Annotated in this window: 13 protein-coding genes; 11 read left to right on the forward strand and 2 right to left on the reverse strand. The window is 72.3% G+C overall.

Annotated elements, in window-relative coordinates:
- The first annotated feature begins 137 nt into the window (after positions 1-137).
- The 5 genes from murD to AC07FN_RS20090 all read left to right on the forward strand — a co-directional run bounded on the left by murD (position 138) and on the right by AC07FN_RS20090 (position 6311).
- Positions 138-1535 carry a UDP-N-acetylmuramoyl-L-alanine--D-glutamate ligase gene (gene murD / locus AC07FN_RS20070; protein ID WP_478396964.1) on the forward strand — a complete coding sequence of 466 codons (1398 nt, stop codon included), beginning with the start codon at positions 138-140 and terminating at the stop codon, positions 1533-1535.
- Positions 1536-1550: 15 nt separating this feature from the next.
- Positions 1551-2957 carry a putative lipid II flippase FtsW gene (ftsW, locus tag AC07FN_RS20075; RefSeq protein ID WP_478397032.1) on the forward strand — a complete coding sequence of 469 codons (1407 nt, stop codon included), beginning with the start codon at positions 1551-1553 and terminating at the stop codon, positions 2955-2957.
- A 59-nt stretch (positions 2958-3016) separates the two neighbouring features.
- On the forward strand, positions 3017-4108 hold the full coding sequence (gene murG, locus AC07FN_RS20080; RefSeq protein ID WP_478397033.1) for an undecaprenyldiphospho-muramoylpentapeptide beta-N-acetylglucosaminyltransferase: 1092 nt from the start codon (positions 3017-3019) through the stop codon (positions 4106-4108).
- 95 nt (positions 4109-4203) lie between these two features.
- Complete coding sequence (gene murC / locus AC07FN_RS20085; RefSeq protein ID WP_478397034.1) at positions 4204-5568, forward strand: UDP-N-acetylmuramate--L-alanine ligase; 1365 nt, start codon at positions 4204-4206, stop codon at positions 5566-5568.
- A gap of 35 nt (positions 5569-5603) precedes the next feature.
- Positions 5604-6311, forward strand: a complete 708-nt coding sequence (locus AC07FN_RS20090) for a cell division protein FtsQ/DivIB (protein WP_478396965.1) — start codon at positions 5604-5606, stop codon at positions 6309-6311.
- 90 nt (positions 6312-6401) lie between these two features.
- Here AC07FN_RS20090 and AC07FN_RS20095 read toward each other — a convergent pair whose 3' ends face one another.
- The gene (locus tag AC07FN_RS20095) at positions 6402-6845 is read right to left on the reverse strand and encodes a MarR family winged helix-turn-helix transcriptional regulator (protein ID WP_478396966.1); all 444 of its coding nucleotides are present in this window, start codon (positions 6843-6845) and stop codon (positions 6402-6404) included.
- 53 nt (positions 6846-6898) lie between these two features.
- On the opposite strand from AC07FN_RS20095, the gene AC07FN_RS20100 reads away from it, so the two are divergent.
- Both AC07FN_RS20100 and AC07FN_RS20105 read left to right on the forward strand, forming a co-directional pair.
- On the forward strand, positions 6899-7993 hold the full coding sequence (locus AC07FN_RS20100; RefSeq protein ID WP_478396967.1) for an FAD-dependent oxidoreductase: 1095 nt from the start codon (positions 6899-6901) through the stop codon (positions 7991-7993).
- Between the two features lie 59 nt (positions 7994-8052).
- Complete coding sequence (locus AC07FN_RS20105) at positions 8053-9288, forward strand: nitric oxide synthase oxygenase (RefSeq protein ID WP_478396968.1); 1236 nt, start codon at positions 8053-8055, stop codon at positions 9286-9288.
- 10 nt (positions 9289-9298) lie between these two features.
- Here AC07FN_RS20105 and AC07FN_RS20110 read toward each other — a convergent pair whose 3' ends face one another.
- Positions 9299-9841, reverse strand: a complete 543-nt coding sequence (locus AC07FN_RS20110) for a carboxymuconolactone decarboxylase family protein (RefSeq protein WP_478396969.1) — start codon at positions 9839-9841, stop codon at positions 9299-9301.
- Between the two features lie 54 nt (positions 9842-9895).
- Here AC07FN_RS20110 and AC07FN_RS20115 point away from each other — a divergent pair, with 54 nt between their 5' ends.
- The 4 genes from AC07FN_RS20115 to AC07FN_RS20130 all read left to right on the forward strand — a co-directional run bounded on the left by AC07FN_RS20115 (position 9896) and on the right by AC07FN_RS20130 (position 13570).
- A complete protein-coding gene (locus AC07FN_RS20115; protein ID WP_478396970.1) occupies positions 9896-10234 on the forward strand; it encodes a winged helix-turn-helix transcriptional regulator in 339 nt (112 codons plus the stop codon).
- A 318-nt stretch (positions 10235-10552) separates the two neighbouring features.
- Entirely contained in the window at positions 10553-11890 is a 1338-nt protein-coding gene (locus tag AC07FN_RS20120; RefSeq protein ID WP_478396971.1) for an ABC transporter substrate-binding protein, read from the forward strand.
- The gene (locus tag AC07FN_RS20125) at positions 11887-12777 is read left to right on the forward strand and encodes a carbohydrate ABC transporter permease (RefSeq protein WP_478396972.1); all 891 of its coding nucleotides are present in this window, start codon (positions 11887-11889) and stop codon (positions 12775-12777) included. Before AC07FN_RS20120 ends, AC07FN_RS20125 begins: the two co-directional genes overlap by 4 nt.
- Positions 12770-13570: a carbohydrate ABC transporter permease gene (locus AC07FN_RS20130; protein ID WP_132485494.1), complete on the forward strand. Its 801-nt coding sequence runs from the start codon at positions 12770-12772 to the stop codon at positions 13568-13570. Before AC07FN_RS20125 ends, AC07FN_RS20130 begins: the two co-directional genes overlap by 8 nt.
- Positions 13571-13580 lie beyond the last annotated feature (10 nt).

Genomic DNA, 13580 nt, shown 5'->3' on the forward strand with positions numbered 1-13580 from the left:
TACCCCCCCCCCCCCCCACCCCCCCCCCCCCCCCCCCCCCCCCCCCCCCCCCCCCCCACCCCCCCCCCCCCTCCCCCCCCCCCCCCCCCCCCCCCCCCCCACGACCACGCTGCGAGAGGCGTTAGGGAGGCGAACCGGTGGCAGGGCGGTTCGAGGGGCGGAACGTGCTGGTGGCCGGTGCCGGGGTGTCCGGCCGCTCGGCCGCCGAGGCGCTGCTGGCGGCGGGGGCGGCGGTCACCGTCACCGACGCCTCCGCCGACCGGCTGGTCGCGCTGGCGTCGCTGCAGGCGCTGGGCGCGGAGCTGGTCGCCGGGCTGGTCGAGCCGCCCGCGGGCACCGACCTGGTCGTGACCAGTCCCGGCTGGCGGCCGGACGCGCCGCTGCTGGCCGCGGCCGTGGCGGCCGGCGTCGAGGTGATCGGCGAGGTCGAGCTGGCCTGGCGGCTGGACCAGGAGAAGGACGTGCCGGCCAGGTGGCTGGCGGTCACCGGCACCAACGGCAAGACGACGACGGTCAGCATGCTGGAGTCGATCCTGCGGGCGGCCGGTGTCGACGTGGTGGCCTGCGGGAACGTCGGGCTGCCGGTGGTCGACGCGGTCCGCGCCGGGCACGAGGTGCTCGCCGTGGAGCTGTCCAGCTTCCAGCTGCACTGGTCGGACTCCGTCGCGGCGTTCGCCGCCGTCGTCCTCAACCTCGCCGCCGACCACCTGGACTGGCACGGTTCCCTCGCCGCCTACGGCGACGCCAAGGCGAAGGTGTACGCAGGCAACTCCGTCGCCGTCGCCAACGCCGACGACGAGTGGTCGACCCGGCTGTCCGCCGCTGCCGCGGAGGATGCCCGGCGGGTCTCCTTCACCCTGGGCGCCCCGGCGGAGGGGCAGCTGGGTGTCGAGGGCGGTTCGCTGGTGGACCGGGCCTTCGGCGATGGCGTGGTGCTCGCGGAGCTCGCGGACGTGCATCCGGCGGGCCCGCACAACGTGGCGAACGCGCTGGCCGCGGCGGCGCTGGCGCGGGCCTGCGGCGTCGACCCGGCGGCGGTGGCCGACGGGCTGCGGGCGTTCCAGCCGGGCGCGCACCGGTCGGTGGTCGTCGCGACGGCCGCCGGTGTGTCCTATGTGGATGATTCCAAGGCGACGAACCCGCACGCGGCGGACGCGGCGCTGCGCGCGCACCCCCAGGTGGTGTGGATCGCGGGCGGGCTGCTGAAGGGCGCCGAGGTCGACGAACTGGTCGCGGCCAACGCCGACCGGCTGACCGCCGCGGTGCTCATCGGCCGCGATCGGGGCCGGTTCGCCGCCGCGCTGGCCCGACACGCGCCGGATGTGCCGGTCCGCGAGGTCGCCGCAGGGGACGATGCGGGCATGCTGGAAGCTGTTCGCGCGGCCGACGAGTTCGCGCGTCCGGGCTCGGTGGTCCTGCTCGCCCCGGCCGCCGCGTCGATGGACATGTTCACCGACTACGCCCACCGGGGCCGGGCTTTCGCCGACGCGGTGCGCGCGGTGCTGGCCGACGCCCCGGCGGCGCACGGCGGGTGATCCGCCGTGACCACGATGACCAAGCCCGCGGCCGCGCGCAGCCCGAAGAAGCGCGCCACCCGGAGCGTGCTGTCCCCGCTGACCGCTTGGCTGACCCGGCCGCTGGCGTCGTTCCACCTGCTGCTGGCCGTCTTCGGCCTGCTGACGATCTTCGGCCTGGTGATGGTGCTCTCGGCCTCCAGCGTCGACTCGTTCGACAAGGACGGCTCGTCCTACAGCGTGTTCAGCAAGCAGGTGTTGTACTGCCTCGCCGGGCTGCTGGTGTTCTACGCCGCGCTGCGGGTGCCGGTGCGTCTGATGCGCCGGTACAGCCTGATCCTGCTGACGGTCTGCCTCGGGCTGCTGGTGGCCGTGCTGACGCCGCTGGGCTCCAAGCTGAACGGGGCGCAGAGCTGGTTCGTGATCGCCGGCGTGTCCTTCCAGCCGGTCGAGTTCGCCAAGATCGCCTTCGCGCTGTGGGGCGCGCACGTGCTCGTCACCAAGCGCGGCCTGATGACGCAGTACCGGCACCTGCTGGTGCCGGTGGTGCCGGCGGCGCTGCTGATGTTCGCGCTGGTCATGATGCAGCCCGACCTCGGTTCCACGATCACGCTGTTCGTCGTGCTGCTGGCCCTGCTGTGGTTCGCCGGTGCGCCGCTGCGGCTGTTCCTGGTGATGCTGCTGGGCGCGGTGACGGCGGGCGTGGTGCTGGCGATGGTCGCCGACTACCGGATGGCGCGGCTGACCAGCTTCCTGGATCCGCTCGCCGACCCGGCCGGCAACGGCTACCAGGCCTCGCAGGCGCTTTTCGCGCTGGCCGACGGCGGGCTGTTCGGCCGCGGGCTGGGGCAGGGCTGGTCGAAGTGGCAGTACCTGCCCAACGTGCACAACGACTTCATCTTCGCGGTGATCGGTGAGGAGCTCGGGTTCGTCGGCTGCGCGATGGTGCTGGTGCTCTTCGGCACCACCGCTTACGTGGGCATGCGCATCGCGTTCCGCAACACCGACCCGTTCATCCGGCTGGTTTCGGCGACGTTGACGATGTGGCTGGTGGGGCAGGCGATCATCAACGTCGGTTATGTGGTGGGCCTGCTGCCCACCACCGGGCTGCCGCTGCCGCTGATCTCCTCGGGCGGATCGTCTGTGGTCACGACGATGCTGGTGTTCGGCCTGCTGGCGAACTTCGCCCGGCACGAACCCGAGGCCATCGCCGCGCTACGGTCTTTGGGACCGGGTCGGGTAGGCAAGCTGCTGCGGCTGCCCACCCCGGCGCCGTACCGGCCCCCGGCGAAGCGGCGGCAGGCACGACCGACCCCACGAAGCCGGCCCGGCGCGAAGAGCTCCGGGGCGGCGGCAACTCGCCGGGGAAGCGGGGACACGCGCGCGCGTGGTGCGCGCAGCGGACCCGGATCCCGGGCGCAGACACGAGGAGGACACCGTTGAGCGGGGAGCAGACGGTCCGCATCGACCAGGGTGCTGTGGCCGACCCGCGGGGCGCCGCCATGGGCAGGCGGCCGCTGTCGGTGGTGGTCGCCGGCGGCGGCACCGCCGGGCACATCGAGCCCGCGCTGGCGCTGGCCGACGCGGTGCGCCGGCTGCGGCCGGACGCCCGGGTGACCGCGCTGGGCACCGAGCGGGGCCTGGAGAACCGGCTGGTGCCGGCCCGCGGCTACCCGCTGGAGCTCATCCCGCCGGTGCCGATGCCGCGCAAGCCCAACGCCGACCTGCTGAAGCTGCCGCTGAAGGTGCGGGAATCGGTGAAGCAGACCCGCGAGGTGCTGGAGCGCGTCGGCGCGGACGTGGTGATCGGCTTCGGCGGCTACGTGTCGCTGCCCGCTTACCTGGCCGCGCGCGGCCGGGTGCCGATCGTGGTGCACGAGGCGAACGCGCGCGCGGGACTGGCGAACAAGGTCGGCGCGAAGTTCGCGGCACGCGTGCTGTCGGCGACCCCGGACAGCGGCCTGGCCGGGGCGCAGACCATCGGCATCCCGCTGCGCGAGTCGATCACGCAGCTGGACCGGTGGGCGTTGCGGATGCAGGCCCGCCAGCACTTCGGGCTGCACCCGCACGCCCCGACGATCCTGGTGTTCGGCGGCTCGCAGGGCGCCCGCACCCTGAACACCGCGTTCTCCGGTGCGGCGGAAGCGCTGGGGCGCGCCGGGATCGGCGTGCTGCACGCGCACGGCCCGAAGAACACCATTGCGGTGCAGCAGGTTCCGGGCGCGCCCGCGTACGCGGCGGTGCCCTACCTGGAGCGGATGGACCTGGCGTACGCGGCGGCGGACCTGGTGGTGTGCCGGTCCGGGGCGATGACCGTCGCCGAGGTCTCGGCCGTCGGGCTGCCCGCGGTGTTCGTACCGCTGCCGCACGGCAACGGTGAGCAGGCGCTCAACGCGCAGCCGGTGGTCGCCGCGGGCGGCGCGCGGCTGGTGGCGGACGCGGACCTGACCACGCAGCGCGTCATCGACGAGGTGCTGCCGCTGGCGCTCGACGCCCAGCGGCTGCAGGAGATGAGCCGGGCGACGCTGAGCAGCGGCCACAGAGAGGCGGATCGGGTGCTCGCGCAGATCGTGCTGGAGGTGGCCGGACAGTGACCGGACCATCCCCCTCGAACTTCAACACCGTGGACCTGTCGGATCTGGATGCGGTGCTGGCCCGGGTGCACCTGGTCGGCATCGGCGGCGCCGGGATGAGCGGCATCGCCCGCATCCTGCTGGCCCGCGGGCAGGAGGTGTCCGGCTCGGACGCCCGCGACTCGCGCACGGTGCTGGCGCTGCGCGCCCAGGGCGCGCACATCGGCATCGGCCACCGGGCCGAGAACCTGGACCAGTTCGACGCGGACCCGACGGCGGTCGTGGTGTCCACGGCGATCAAGCCGGACAACGCGGAGCTGGTCGAGGCGCAGCGCCGGGGAGTCACGGTGCTGCGCCGCGCCGAGGCGCTGGCCGCGCTGATGGCCGGGGACCGGGTGGCGTGCGTGGCGGGCACCCACGGCAAGACTTCGACGACGTCGATGCTGACCGTGGCCCTGCAGCACTGCCGCTTCGACCCGTCCTTCGCCATCGGCGGTGACCTCAACGAGTCGGGCGCGAACGCGCATCACGGCGACGGCAGCATCTTCGTCGCCGAGGCGGACGAGAGCGACGGCTCGTTCCTGGTGTTCGCGCCGTCGGTCGCGGTGGTGACCAACGTCGAACCGGACCACCTGGACCACCACGGCACTGCCGAGGCCTACATCTCGGTCTTCGACGAGTTCGTGCGGCGGATCGAGCCGGGCGGCGTGCTGATCGCCTGCGCCGACGACGCGGGCTCGGCCGCGCTGGCCGACAAGGCTGCGGCGCTCGGGATCCGCGTGCGGCGCTACGGGAAGTCGGCGACCGGCGAGGGCGACGCCCGGCTGGTCGAGTACCGGGCCGAACACGGCTCCGGGGTGGCGACCGTGGAGCTCGGCGGCGAGCGCGTGGACGTGCAGGTGGCGGTGCCGGGTGAGCACATGGCGGGCAACGCGGTCGCCGCGCTGCTGGCCGGGCTGGAGCTCGGCGCGCCGCTCGGCGGCCTGCTCGACGGGCTCGCCGCGTTCGGCGGCGTCCGGCGGCGCTTCGAGTTCAAGGGCCGCGCCGACGGCGTCCGCGTCTACGACGACTACGCACACCACCCCACCGAGGTCGACGCGCAGCTGCGCGCGGCGCGGCCGGTGGTCGGCGACGGCCGGCTGATCGTGGTGTTCCAGCCGCACCTGTTCTCCCGCACGGCGGCGTTCGCCGGCGAGTTCGCGACGGCTCTGGGCCTGGCCGACGAGGTCGTCGTGCTGGACGTCTACGGCGCGCGGGAAGACCCGCAGCCCGGCGTCACCGGCAAGCTGATCGCCGACGAAGTGCCGCTGCCGCAGGGGAACGTGCACTACGAGCCGTCGTTCACGGCGGCGGCGCCGCTGGTCGCGGGCCGGGCCCGGCCGGGCGATCTGGTGCTGACGATGGGGGCCGGCGATGTGACGATGCTCGGCCCGGAGATCCTCCGCGAGATCGACCGCGGCACCGCGGAGGACCAGGGGTGACCCCGACGCGCCGCCGTGCAACGGAACGTCCCGGGATGCGCAGCACCCGGGGTCGTCCGGTGCGGGGCGGCGCGACGGCGCCGCCGAAGTGGCGGCGCTGGGCGCTCCCCGCAGTGCTGGCCGCGGTGACCGCGATAGCGCTCGTGCTGTACTTCACGCCGCTGCTGGGCGTCCGGTCGGTGCAGGTCGCCGGGAACGCGACGCTGGGCCAGGACCAGGTGGTGCAGGCGGCGGGCATCGAGCTGGGCACGCCGATGCTGCAGGTCGACGTCGACCAGATCCACGAGCGGCTGCAGGTGGTGCCGAAGATCGCCGCGGTCCAGGTGTCGCTGAGCTGGCCGTCGACGGTGCAGGTCCAGGTGACGGAGCGGGTGCCGGTGGCGTTCCTGGTGGCCCGCAACGGGATTCAGCTCGTCGACGCCGGCGGTGTGCCCTTCGAGGCGGTCCCGGACCGCCCGGCCGGCCTGCCGGAGCTCCGGGTGCGCGAGGCGTCCCAGAACGACGCGGCGACCCGCGCGGCGATGACGGTGCTGATGGCCCTCTCGCAGCCGGTGCGCGCGGACGTGACGGCGGTGATCGCGGAGAACCCGAACGACATCCGCCTGACGCTCAAGGGCGACCGCGAGGTCCACTGGGGAACGCTGGAGGAAACCCCGAGGAAGGCGGCGATCCTCCCGCCGCTGCTGACCCGCCCGGGCAACGTCTACGACGTGACGACCCCGGCCCTGCCGACGGTGGCCTGACGCGCTGCTGAGGCGGAGATCCTCCTGCCGCTGCTGGCCCGCCCGGGCTGCGTCTGCGGCGTGACGACCCGACGGTGGCCTGAGCGGAGTTCAGGTTTCGTTGGCTGCGTGGTCGATGAAGCGGGTCAGCAGGGTGTGCAGGCGGTGCTGGTCGGATTCGGACAGGGGCGCCAGCAGTTCGCTCATCGTCTGCGCCGCTATCCGGGTGACTTCGGCGAGGCGGGCGCGGCCTTCGACGGTGAGGTGGACGGCGTACCGGCGGCGGTCGTGCTCGTCCTTGCGGCGGTTGACCAGGTCCTGCCGCTCCAGCTCGTCGAGCACGTAGACCATCGAGGACTTGTCCATCTGCAGGTGGCCCACCAGTGCGCTCTGCGGGGTCGGGCCCGCCTCGGCGAGGTGGCCGAGCACGGCGAAGTGGCGCAGGTCGAGCCGGTGCGCGCGCAGCGCGCGGTTGGTCGCGGCGCGGGCGTAGCGGTGGGCCAGGTACAGGTCGCCGCCGATCAGCAGCTCGAGATGTTCGCCGGGCTTGTCCACGTGCACGATTATGCCCGATGACAGATCATCTGAATTCAGATAATCTCTGTTCGGTGGACATCACCGTTGTAGGAGCGGGCCTCGCGGGGCCCCTGCTCGCCCAGGGTCTGGTCCGAGCCGGCTTGCGCGTCGCGGTCTACGAGCGGGAAGCCGCCGTCGACCAGCGCAGTCAGGGCTACCGCATCCACGTCGGGCAGGAGGGCGATCTCGCCTTGCGCGCCTGCCTGCCGCCCGAGCTCTACGAGCGGGCGGTGGCGACTTCGGGCGTGCTCGGGTCGGGGGTGTCCTTCCTCGATCCGCAGCTGCAGGTCGTCCACCACCTGGAGGTTCCGCCGGACTCCGACGACTCCGCGGGGCAGCACCTGGTGGTCGACCGGGTCACCCTCCGCCGGATCCTCCTGACCGGCCTGGACGTGCGCCACGGCTCGCCGTTCGAGCGCTACGAGCTGCTCGACGACGGGCGGGTGCGGGTGTTCTTCGCCGGCGGCGAGGTCGCCGACGCGGACCTGCTGGTGGCCGCGGACGGAACGCACTCGCGGATCCGGGCCCAGCTGCTGCCCGATGCCGAGGTCGTCGAGACCGGCCAGTTCCTGATCTACGGGAAGACGCCGTTGACCCCGCGGGTGCGGGAGCTGGCGCCTGCCGCCGCGCTGGACGGGTTCTCCATCGTGAACGGGCCGGACGGCCGGTACATGCCGTTGGCCGCCTTCGAATCCCGCACCGGTACGGGCGTCGAGGACTACCTGATGTGGGTCGTCGGTGTCCCCGGCTCGCTCCGGTCGGTCGCGGAGTCCGCCGCGGGCGGGCGCGGGCTGCAGGAGGCGGCGGCCGAGCTGATCGCGGACTGGCCCGCCGCGCTCGGCGAGCTCGTCCGGCTCGGCGATCCGCAGAGCGTGCACTCGACGACGGTCCGGACCGCGGAACCGGTGCCACCCTGGCGGACCCTCCCGGTCACGGTGATGGGCGACGCCATCCACACCATGGTCCCGACCGGGAACAGCGCGGCCGTCGCGATGCGCGATGCGGCCCTGCTCTGCCGCCGCATCGTCGAGCGGCGCGGATCCCTGCTCGACGCGGTCCGCGAGTACGAGGCTGAGATGCTCGACTACGGATTCGCCGCCGTGGCGCAGTCGCTGCGCGGGGCCTGATCGCGCAGGGTGTGCGGGACGCTGCTCAAGATCGTCTTCGTCACGCTAACGTGTGATCCGTGTTCAGGGTTAGTGGCGACGCACCGGAGTCGGTCTTCTCGGGACAGGCTCAGCGGACCAGGCGGCTGCACTCGGTTCGTGCGGCACCGTCCCGCCCCGCGCCGCCGGTGGACATCGCCGAGGCCGAGGAGTTCCTGCGGCTCTTCCACGCCGAGAACCGGGATTGCGGGTCGCTGCAGCAGCGGCTGGACCGGATGCGGTACGAGGTCGAGACCGTCGGCAGCTACCGGCACACCCCGCAGGAGCTGACCTTCGGCGCGCAAGTGGCGTGGCGCAACAACGCCCGCTGCATCGGCCGGCTGTACTGGCGGAGCCTGAAGGTGCGGGACCTGCGCGACGTGCACGACGTGTCCGCCGTCGCGGCGCACTGCGTGCAACACCTGCGGATGGCCACCAACAACGGCAAGATCCGCCCGGTGATCAGCGTGTTCCCGCCGGAGATCCCGCAGCGCCCGGCGCCGCGGATCTGGAACGAGCAGCTGATCCGCTACGCCGGTTACCGGCGCCAGGACGGCTCGGTGCTGGGCGATCCTCGGTACGCGCGCTTCACCGATGCACTGATCGGCTTCGGCTGGCGCCCGCCGGCCCAGCGCTCCGCGTTCGACGTGCTGCCGCTGGTGGCGGAGACCGCCGAGGAGGGGCCGCACATGTTCGCCCTGCCCGCGGAGCTCGTCAAGGAGGTCCCGCTGAGCCACCCCGAGCTGCCCTGGTTCGCCGAGCTCGGGCTGCGCTGGCACGCCGTCCCGGTGATCAGCAACATGCGGCTGCGCATCGGCGGGGTGTCGTACCCGGCGGCGCCGTTCAACGGCTGGTACATGGGGACCGAGATCGGCGCCCGGAACTTCGGCGACACCGACCGCTACGACCTCGTCCCGGTGGTGGCCGAGAAGCTCGGGCTGGACACCTCGCGCGAGGACACGCTGTGGCGGGATCGCGCGCTGGTGGAGCTCAACCGCGCGGTGCTGCATTCCTACCAGCAGGCCGGGGTGACCATCACCGACCACCACACCGAGTCGAAGCGCTTCCTGACGCACCTGGCCAAGGAGGAGGCGGCGGGCCGCAAGTGCCCGGTGGACTGGTCCTGGATCGTGCCGCCGATGTCGGGCTCGCAGACCCCGGTCTTCCACCGCTACTACGACGAAGACCCGCAGCGCCCGGACTTCCTGCTCGACGACGACGCGACCCGCCGGGCCCTCGAAGGCGGCCCGCCCCGCTTCGTCCCGCGACCGCGGTAGGGCCTGCGGATCAGCCGGCGGGCCAAGGCGCCGCCCAGGATTCGGGTTCCAGGTCGAGGGCGTTGCACAGGTAGCCGATCGTCCGGTACCAGCCGGTCAGGACGATCAGCTCCACCAGCTGCGGGTCGCTGTACCGGTCGCGCAGCCGCGCCCACATCGCGTCGTCCAGGCTCGCGGTCGCGTCGAGTTGGTCGATGGCCGCGAGCAGCGCGAGATCCGCTTCGCTCCAGGCCTCGGCGCTCGGTCGCGGCTCGGTGGTGTCCGCGAGCTGCTCGGCGCTCAGCCCCACCTGCGGGCCGTAGTGCGCGGCGTGCACGCCCCATTCGTAGCGGGCGCCGTTCCGCGCGGTGATCCGGTCGATGACGATCTCCCGGTCGCGCTCCGGGAGCCGCCCGTGGGCGAGCAGCCCGCTTCCCAGGACCCGCATCCGGGAGGCGAGCTCCGGGTTGACCTGGAGCACCCGGAACAGCAGCAGGGGCTCGTGCGGGAAGTCCGGCGGGTGCCATTTGGCCAGTTCCGCAGGGTTTTCGGCGGGCGCGGGGATGCGGCTCACGGCGGCCTCCGGTGGTAGCCTCGTGCTTCGGAAAACGAAGCGTAGGTGGTTCGATTGTCGAAGCGCAAGGATTCGGGAGCGGACCCGCTGCCCGGCCGGCCGGTCCGAGGTTCGGAGTCGGGGCGCCCGGTCATGGCGGCGCTGGACCTGCTTGGCCGGCGGTGGACGCTGCGGATCCTGTGGGAACTCCACCAGCGGCCGGACGGTTTCCGCGGCCTGCAAGCCCGGTGCGACGGGATGTCCAGCAGCGTCCTCGCCACCAGGCTGAACGAGCTCACCCAGGCCAGGCTGGTCGAAGGCGGCTACCGCCTCACCGGGCTCGGCGAAGAACTGGTCGAAGCGATGGGACCGATGGTCGAGTGGTCCCGGAGATGGGCCGACGAACTGACCTGACCGCGACCGCTCCGGGCCGCCGCAGGGGCCGTCCGGTCGCTCCGCACGCCGTTTTCGCGAGAAAACGGCGTTCGCCACGCCTCCGTACGCCGTTTTCGCGCGAGAACGTCACCCGTCGTGCTGGGGTTCCCGCAATTTCAATGGAAATCAGAGGTTCGATTTCCATGGAAATTGCGGTCCACCGGAGCCTTGGTCGCTCGGGTGGTGGGGGAGCCGACCGGGGGCCCGCCACGAATGGCGCATTGACTCACCCGGTGAGTGATCAATAGCGTCAGCAATCGTTTTCCTGGACACCGATGCTTACCGGGGGTGATCGGCGTGGCGCGTCCGGAGGGGAACGTGAGCCGCCGCGGATTCCTGCGCGGCGTCGGCGCCGCCGCTCTCGCCGCTCCCGCGCTGGTCGGCTGCGCCCCGGCGCGGAATCCCCGCGAGATCACCTTCTGGAACTTCCTGGGGCCCGGCGGCGAACCGAAGGCGCGCAGCGACTGGGTCGTGCGGCTGGCCGCCGAGTGGAACGCCACCCACGACGTCAAGGTCCGGCTGCGCTACGTGCCGACCAAGGACTACACCTCCGGGCCGACGCTGCAGACCTCGTTCAGCGCGGGCGCCGGGCCGGACGTCTTCATGCTCAGCCCCGGCGATTTCCTGCGCTACTACAACGGCGGCGTGCTCGCCGACCTCACCCCGCACCTGGATCCCGCGGTGCGGGCCGACTTCCTGCCGCAGGTCCTGCAGACCCGGCTGGTCGACGACCGCGTCTACGGCCTGCCGATGGAGATCGAGCCGCTCGCGCTCTACTACGGCGAGGAGGCCTTCGAGCAGGCCGGGCTTTCCGAGGGCGACCTGCCGCGCACCTGGGACGACCTGATCGCGGTGGCGGAGCGGCTGACCACGCCCGACCGCTTCGGGATGCTGTTCGAGACGAATCCCGGCTACTACCAGAACTTCACCTGGTACCAGACGATGTGGATGGCCGGCGGCGAGGTGTTCGCGCCAGACCAGAGCCGTTCCGCCTTCGACGGGCCGGGCGTGCACGCCGCCCTGCGGTTCTGGCAGGACACCGTGCGGGCCGGGGTCGCGCCGCGCCGGGTGCGGGGCGCGGGCGCCAACGACACGATCTCCAACATCGCCGACGGGTACTGCGCGATGCAGCAGCTCGGGATCTGGGGCATCGCCGAAATCGCCGAGCAGGCACCAGATTTCCGCTACGGCGTCGCGCCCATGCCCGCCCCGCCCGGCGGCACCTACACCACGTCGCTGGGCAGCTGGGCGCTGGTCGCCAACGCCAAGGGCGCCAACCCGGAGGCCGCCGCCGAGTTCGTGGTGTGGGCGCTGGGTTCCGCCGATCCGGCGTGCATCGAGCGGATGCGGCTGTGGAACACCGTCGCCAAGACGAACCTGCCGCCCCGCTACTCGGTGCAGCGCGCCGCCGAGGAGCACGGCGCGTTCGAGCACGGCCCGATGAAGGTGTTCGCCGAGCAGGTGATGGCCGAGGCCCGTCCCGAGCCGAGGTATCCGCCGGAGGTCTACCGGGCGGCCTCCGACGCCTTGCAGGCCTGCCACCTCGACGGCGCCGATCCGGTCGAGGCCGCCGGCGCCGCCGCCGAGCAGATCGACACGTTCCTGTCCACCTACGACGGAGCGCCGATCCATTGAGCACCCGACGAAGCGGAGACCGCAGATCCGACGCCGCCGCGGCGTTCGCCTTCCTCGCCCCGGACGGGATCGGGCTGCTGCTGTTCGTCGCGATCCCCACGGTGCTGGCGCTGGTGGTGGGCCTGTTCGACGTCGACGGCTTCGGCAACGTCGCCTGGGCCGGGCTGGACAACTTCCGGCTGATGGCCGGTGACGGCCTGCTGTGGCGCAGCTTCGGCATCACCGCCACCTACGCGGTGCTGTTCGTGCCGCTGGCGTTCGCCGCCGCGCTCGGGCTCGCGCTGCTGGTCAAGGACCACTTCCCGGGCGTCGGGATGGTGCGCGCCGCGCTGTTCCTGCCGAACGCGGTGAGCCTCGTGGTCATCGGCCTGCTGTGGCAGTTCCTGCTCGCCGACAAGACCGGCGCGGTCAGCAGGCTGACCGGCCTGGACGGCGTTTCCTGGCTCGGCGACCCGGACCTGGCGCTGATCACCCTGGTGCTGATCAGCGTGTGGTTCCTGATGGGCTACCAGATGCTCATCTTCCTCGGCGGCCTGCAGGACATCCCGCGCGAGCTGTACGACGCGGCCGTCATCGACGGCAGCGGCCCGTGGCAGCGGTTCCGCCACGTGACCTGGCCGATGCTGCGCCCGACGAGCTTCTTCGTGCTGGTCACCTCGACGATCAACGCGGTCACCGGCATGCAGGTGTTCGACCTGGTCTTCGTCACCACCTCCGGCGGCCCGGCCAACGCCACCACGACCGTCGTCTACTACGCCTACCAGCAGGCCTTCCAGTTCGGCCGGTTCGGCTACGCGGCGGCGATCTGCGCGCTGCTCGTGCTCGCCCTCGGCGCGGTCACCGGCGCCATGTTCGCCCTGACGAGGGGAGGGCGTTTCGATGCGTAGGACATCCGGCAGGGCGGTGCTCGCCTACCTGGTCGCGCTGGTGACCGTCGCACCGCTGCTCTGGTTGCTGCTCAGCGCCTTCCGCCCGGAATCGCAGCTGTACGACCTCGGCTGGCCCCGCGAGCTGACACTGTCCAATGTGGCCTACGTGCTGACCGAGGTGCCGTTCCTGCGCTACCTCGCGAACAGCGCGCTCGTGGCCGTCTCGGTCACCGTGATCGCGCTGTTCCTGCACTCGATGGCGGCCTACGCACTGGCCCGGTTGTCCTTCCGGGGCAGGGGATTCGCGTTCGCCTCGGTGGTGGCGACGCTGCTGATCTCGTTGCCGGTGATCCTGGTGCCGCTGTTCATCGTGGTCCGCGGGCTGGGCATGGTCGACACCTACGCGGGCCTTATCGTGCCGGGACTGTTCAACGCGTTCGGCATCTTCCTGCTCCGCCAGTTCTACCTCGGGGTGCCGCGGGAGCTGGAGGAGGCGGCGCACCTCGACGGCTGCGGCCACTGGCGGATCTACTGGCACGTCGTCCTGCCGCTGAGCCGCCCGATGCTGGCGGCGCTGGCGGTGCTGTTCTTCCTGGCCAACTGGAACTCGTTCCTGTGGCCGCTGGCGGTGGCGCAGGACGAGTCGCTGCGGGTGGTCCAGGTCGGGATCGCGTCCCTGCAAGGCCAGTACGCCTCGAAGCAGCACTACGTGCTGGCGGCGGCGATGCTCGCGGCACTGCCGACGATCCTGGTCTTCCTCCTCGGCCAGCGGTGGCTGGTCGCCTCCCTCAAGACCTCCGGCCTCCGCTGACCGGACGCCG

It is taken from the genome of Saccharopolyspora sp. NPDC045941, assembly GCF_056431445.1.

Excerpts from the sequence above, each read along its gene's own strand:
- ftsW (WP_478397032.1), top strand. The coding sequence starts at position 1,551 with ATGACCAAGCCCGCGGCCGCGCGCAGCCCGAAGAAGCGCGCCACCCGG.
- murG (WP_478397033.1), top strand. The coding sequence starts at position 3,017 with ATGGGCAGGCGGCCGCTGTCGGTGGTGGTCGCCGGCGGCGGCACCGCC.
- murC (WP_478397034.1), top strand. The coding sequence starts at position 4,204 with ATGAGCGGCATCGCCCGCATCCTGCTGGCCCGCGGGCAGGAGGTGTCC.
- AC07FN_RS20090 (WP_478396965.1), top strand. The coding sequence starts at position 5,604 with ATGCGCAGCACCCGGGGTCGTCCGGTGCGGGGCGGCGCGACGGCGCCG.
- AC07FN_RS20130 (WP_132485494.1), top strand. The coding sequence starts at position 12,770 with ATGCGTAGGACATCCGGCAGGGCGGTGCTCGCCTACCTGGTCGCGCTG.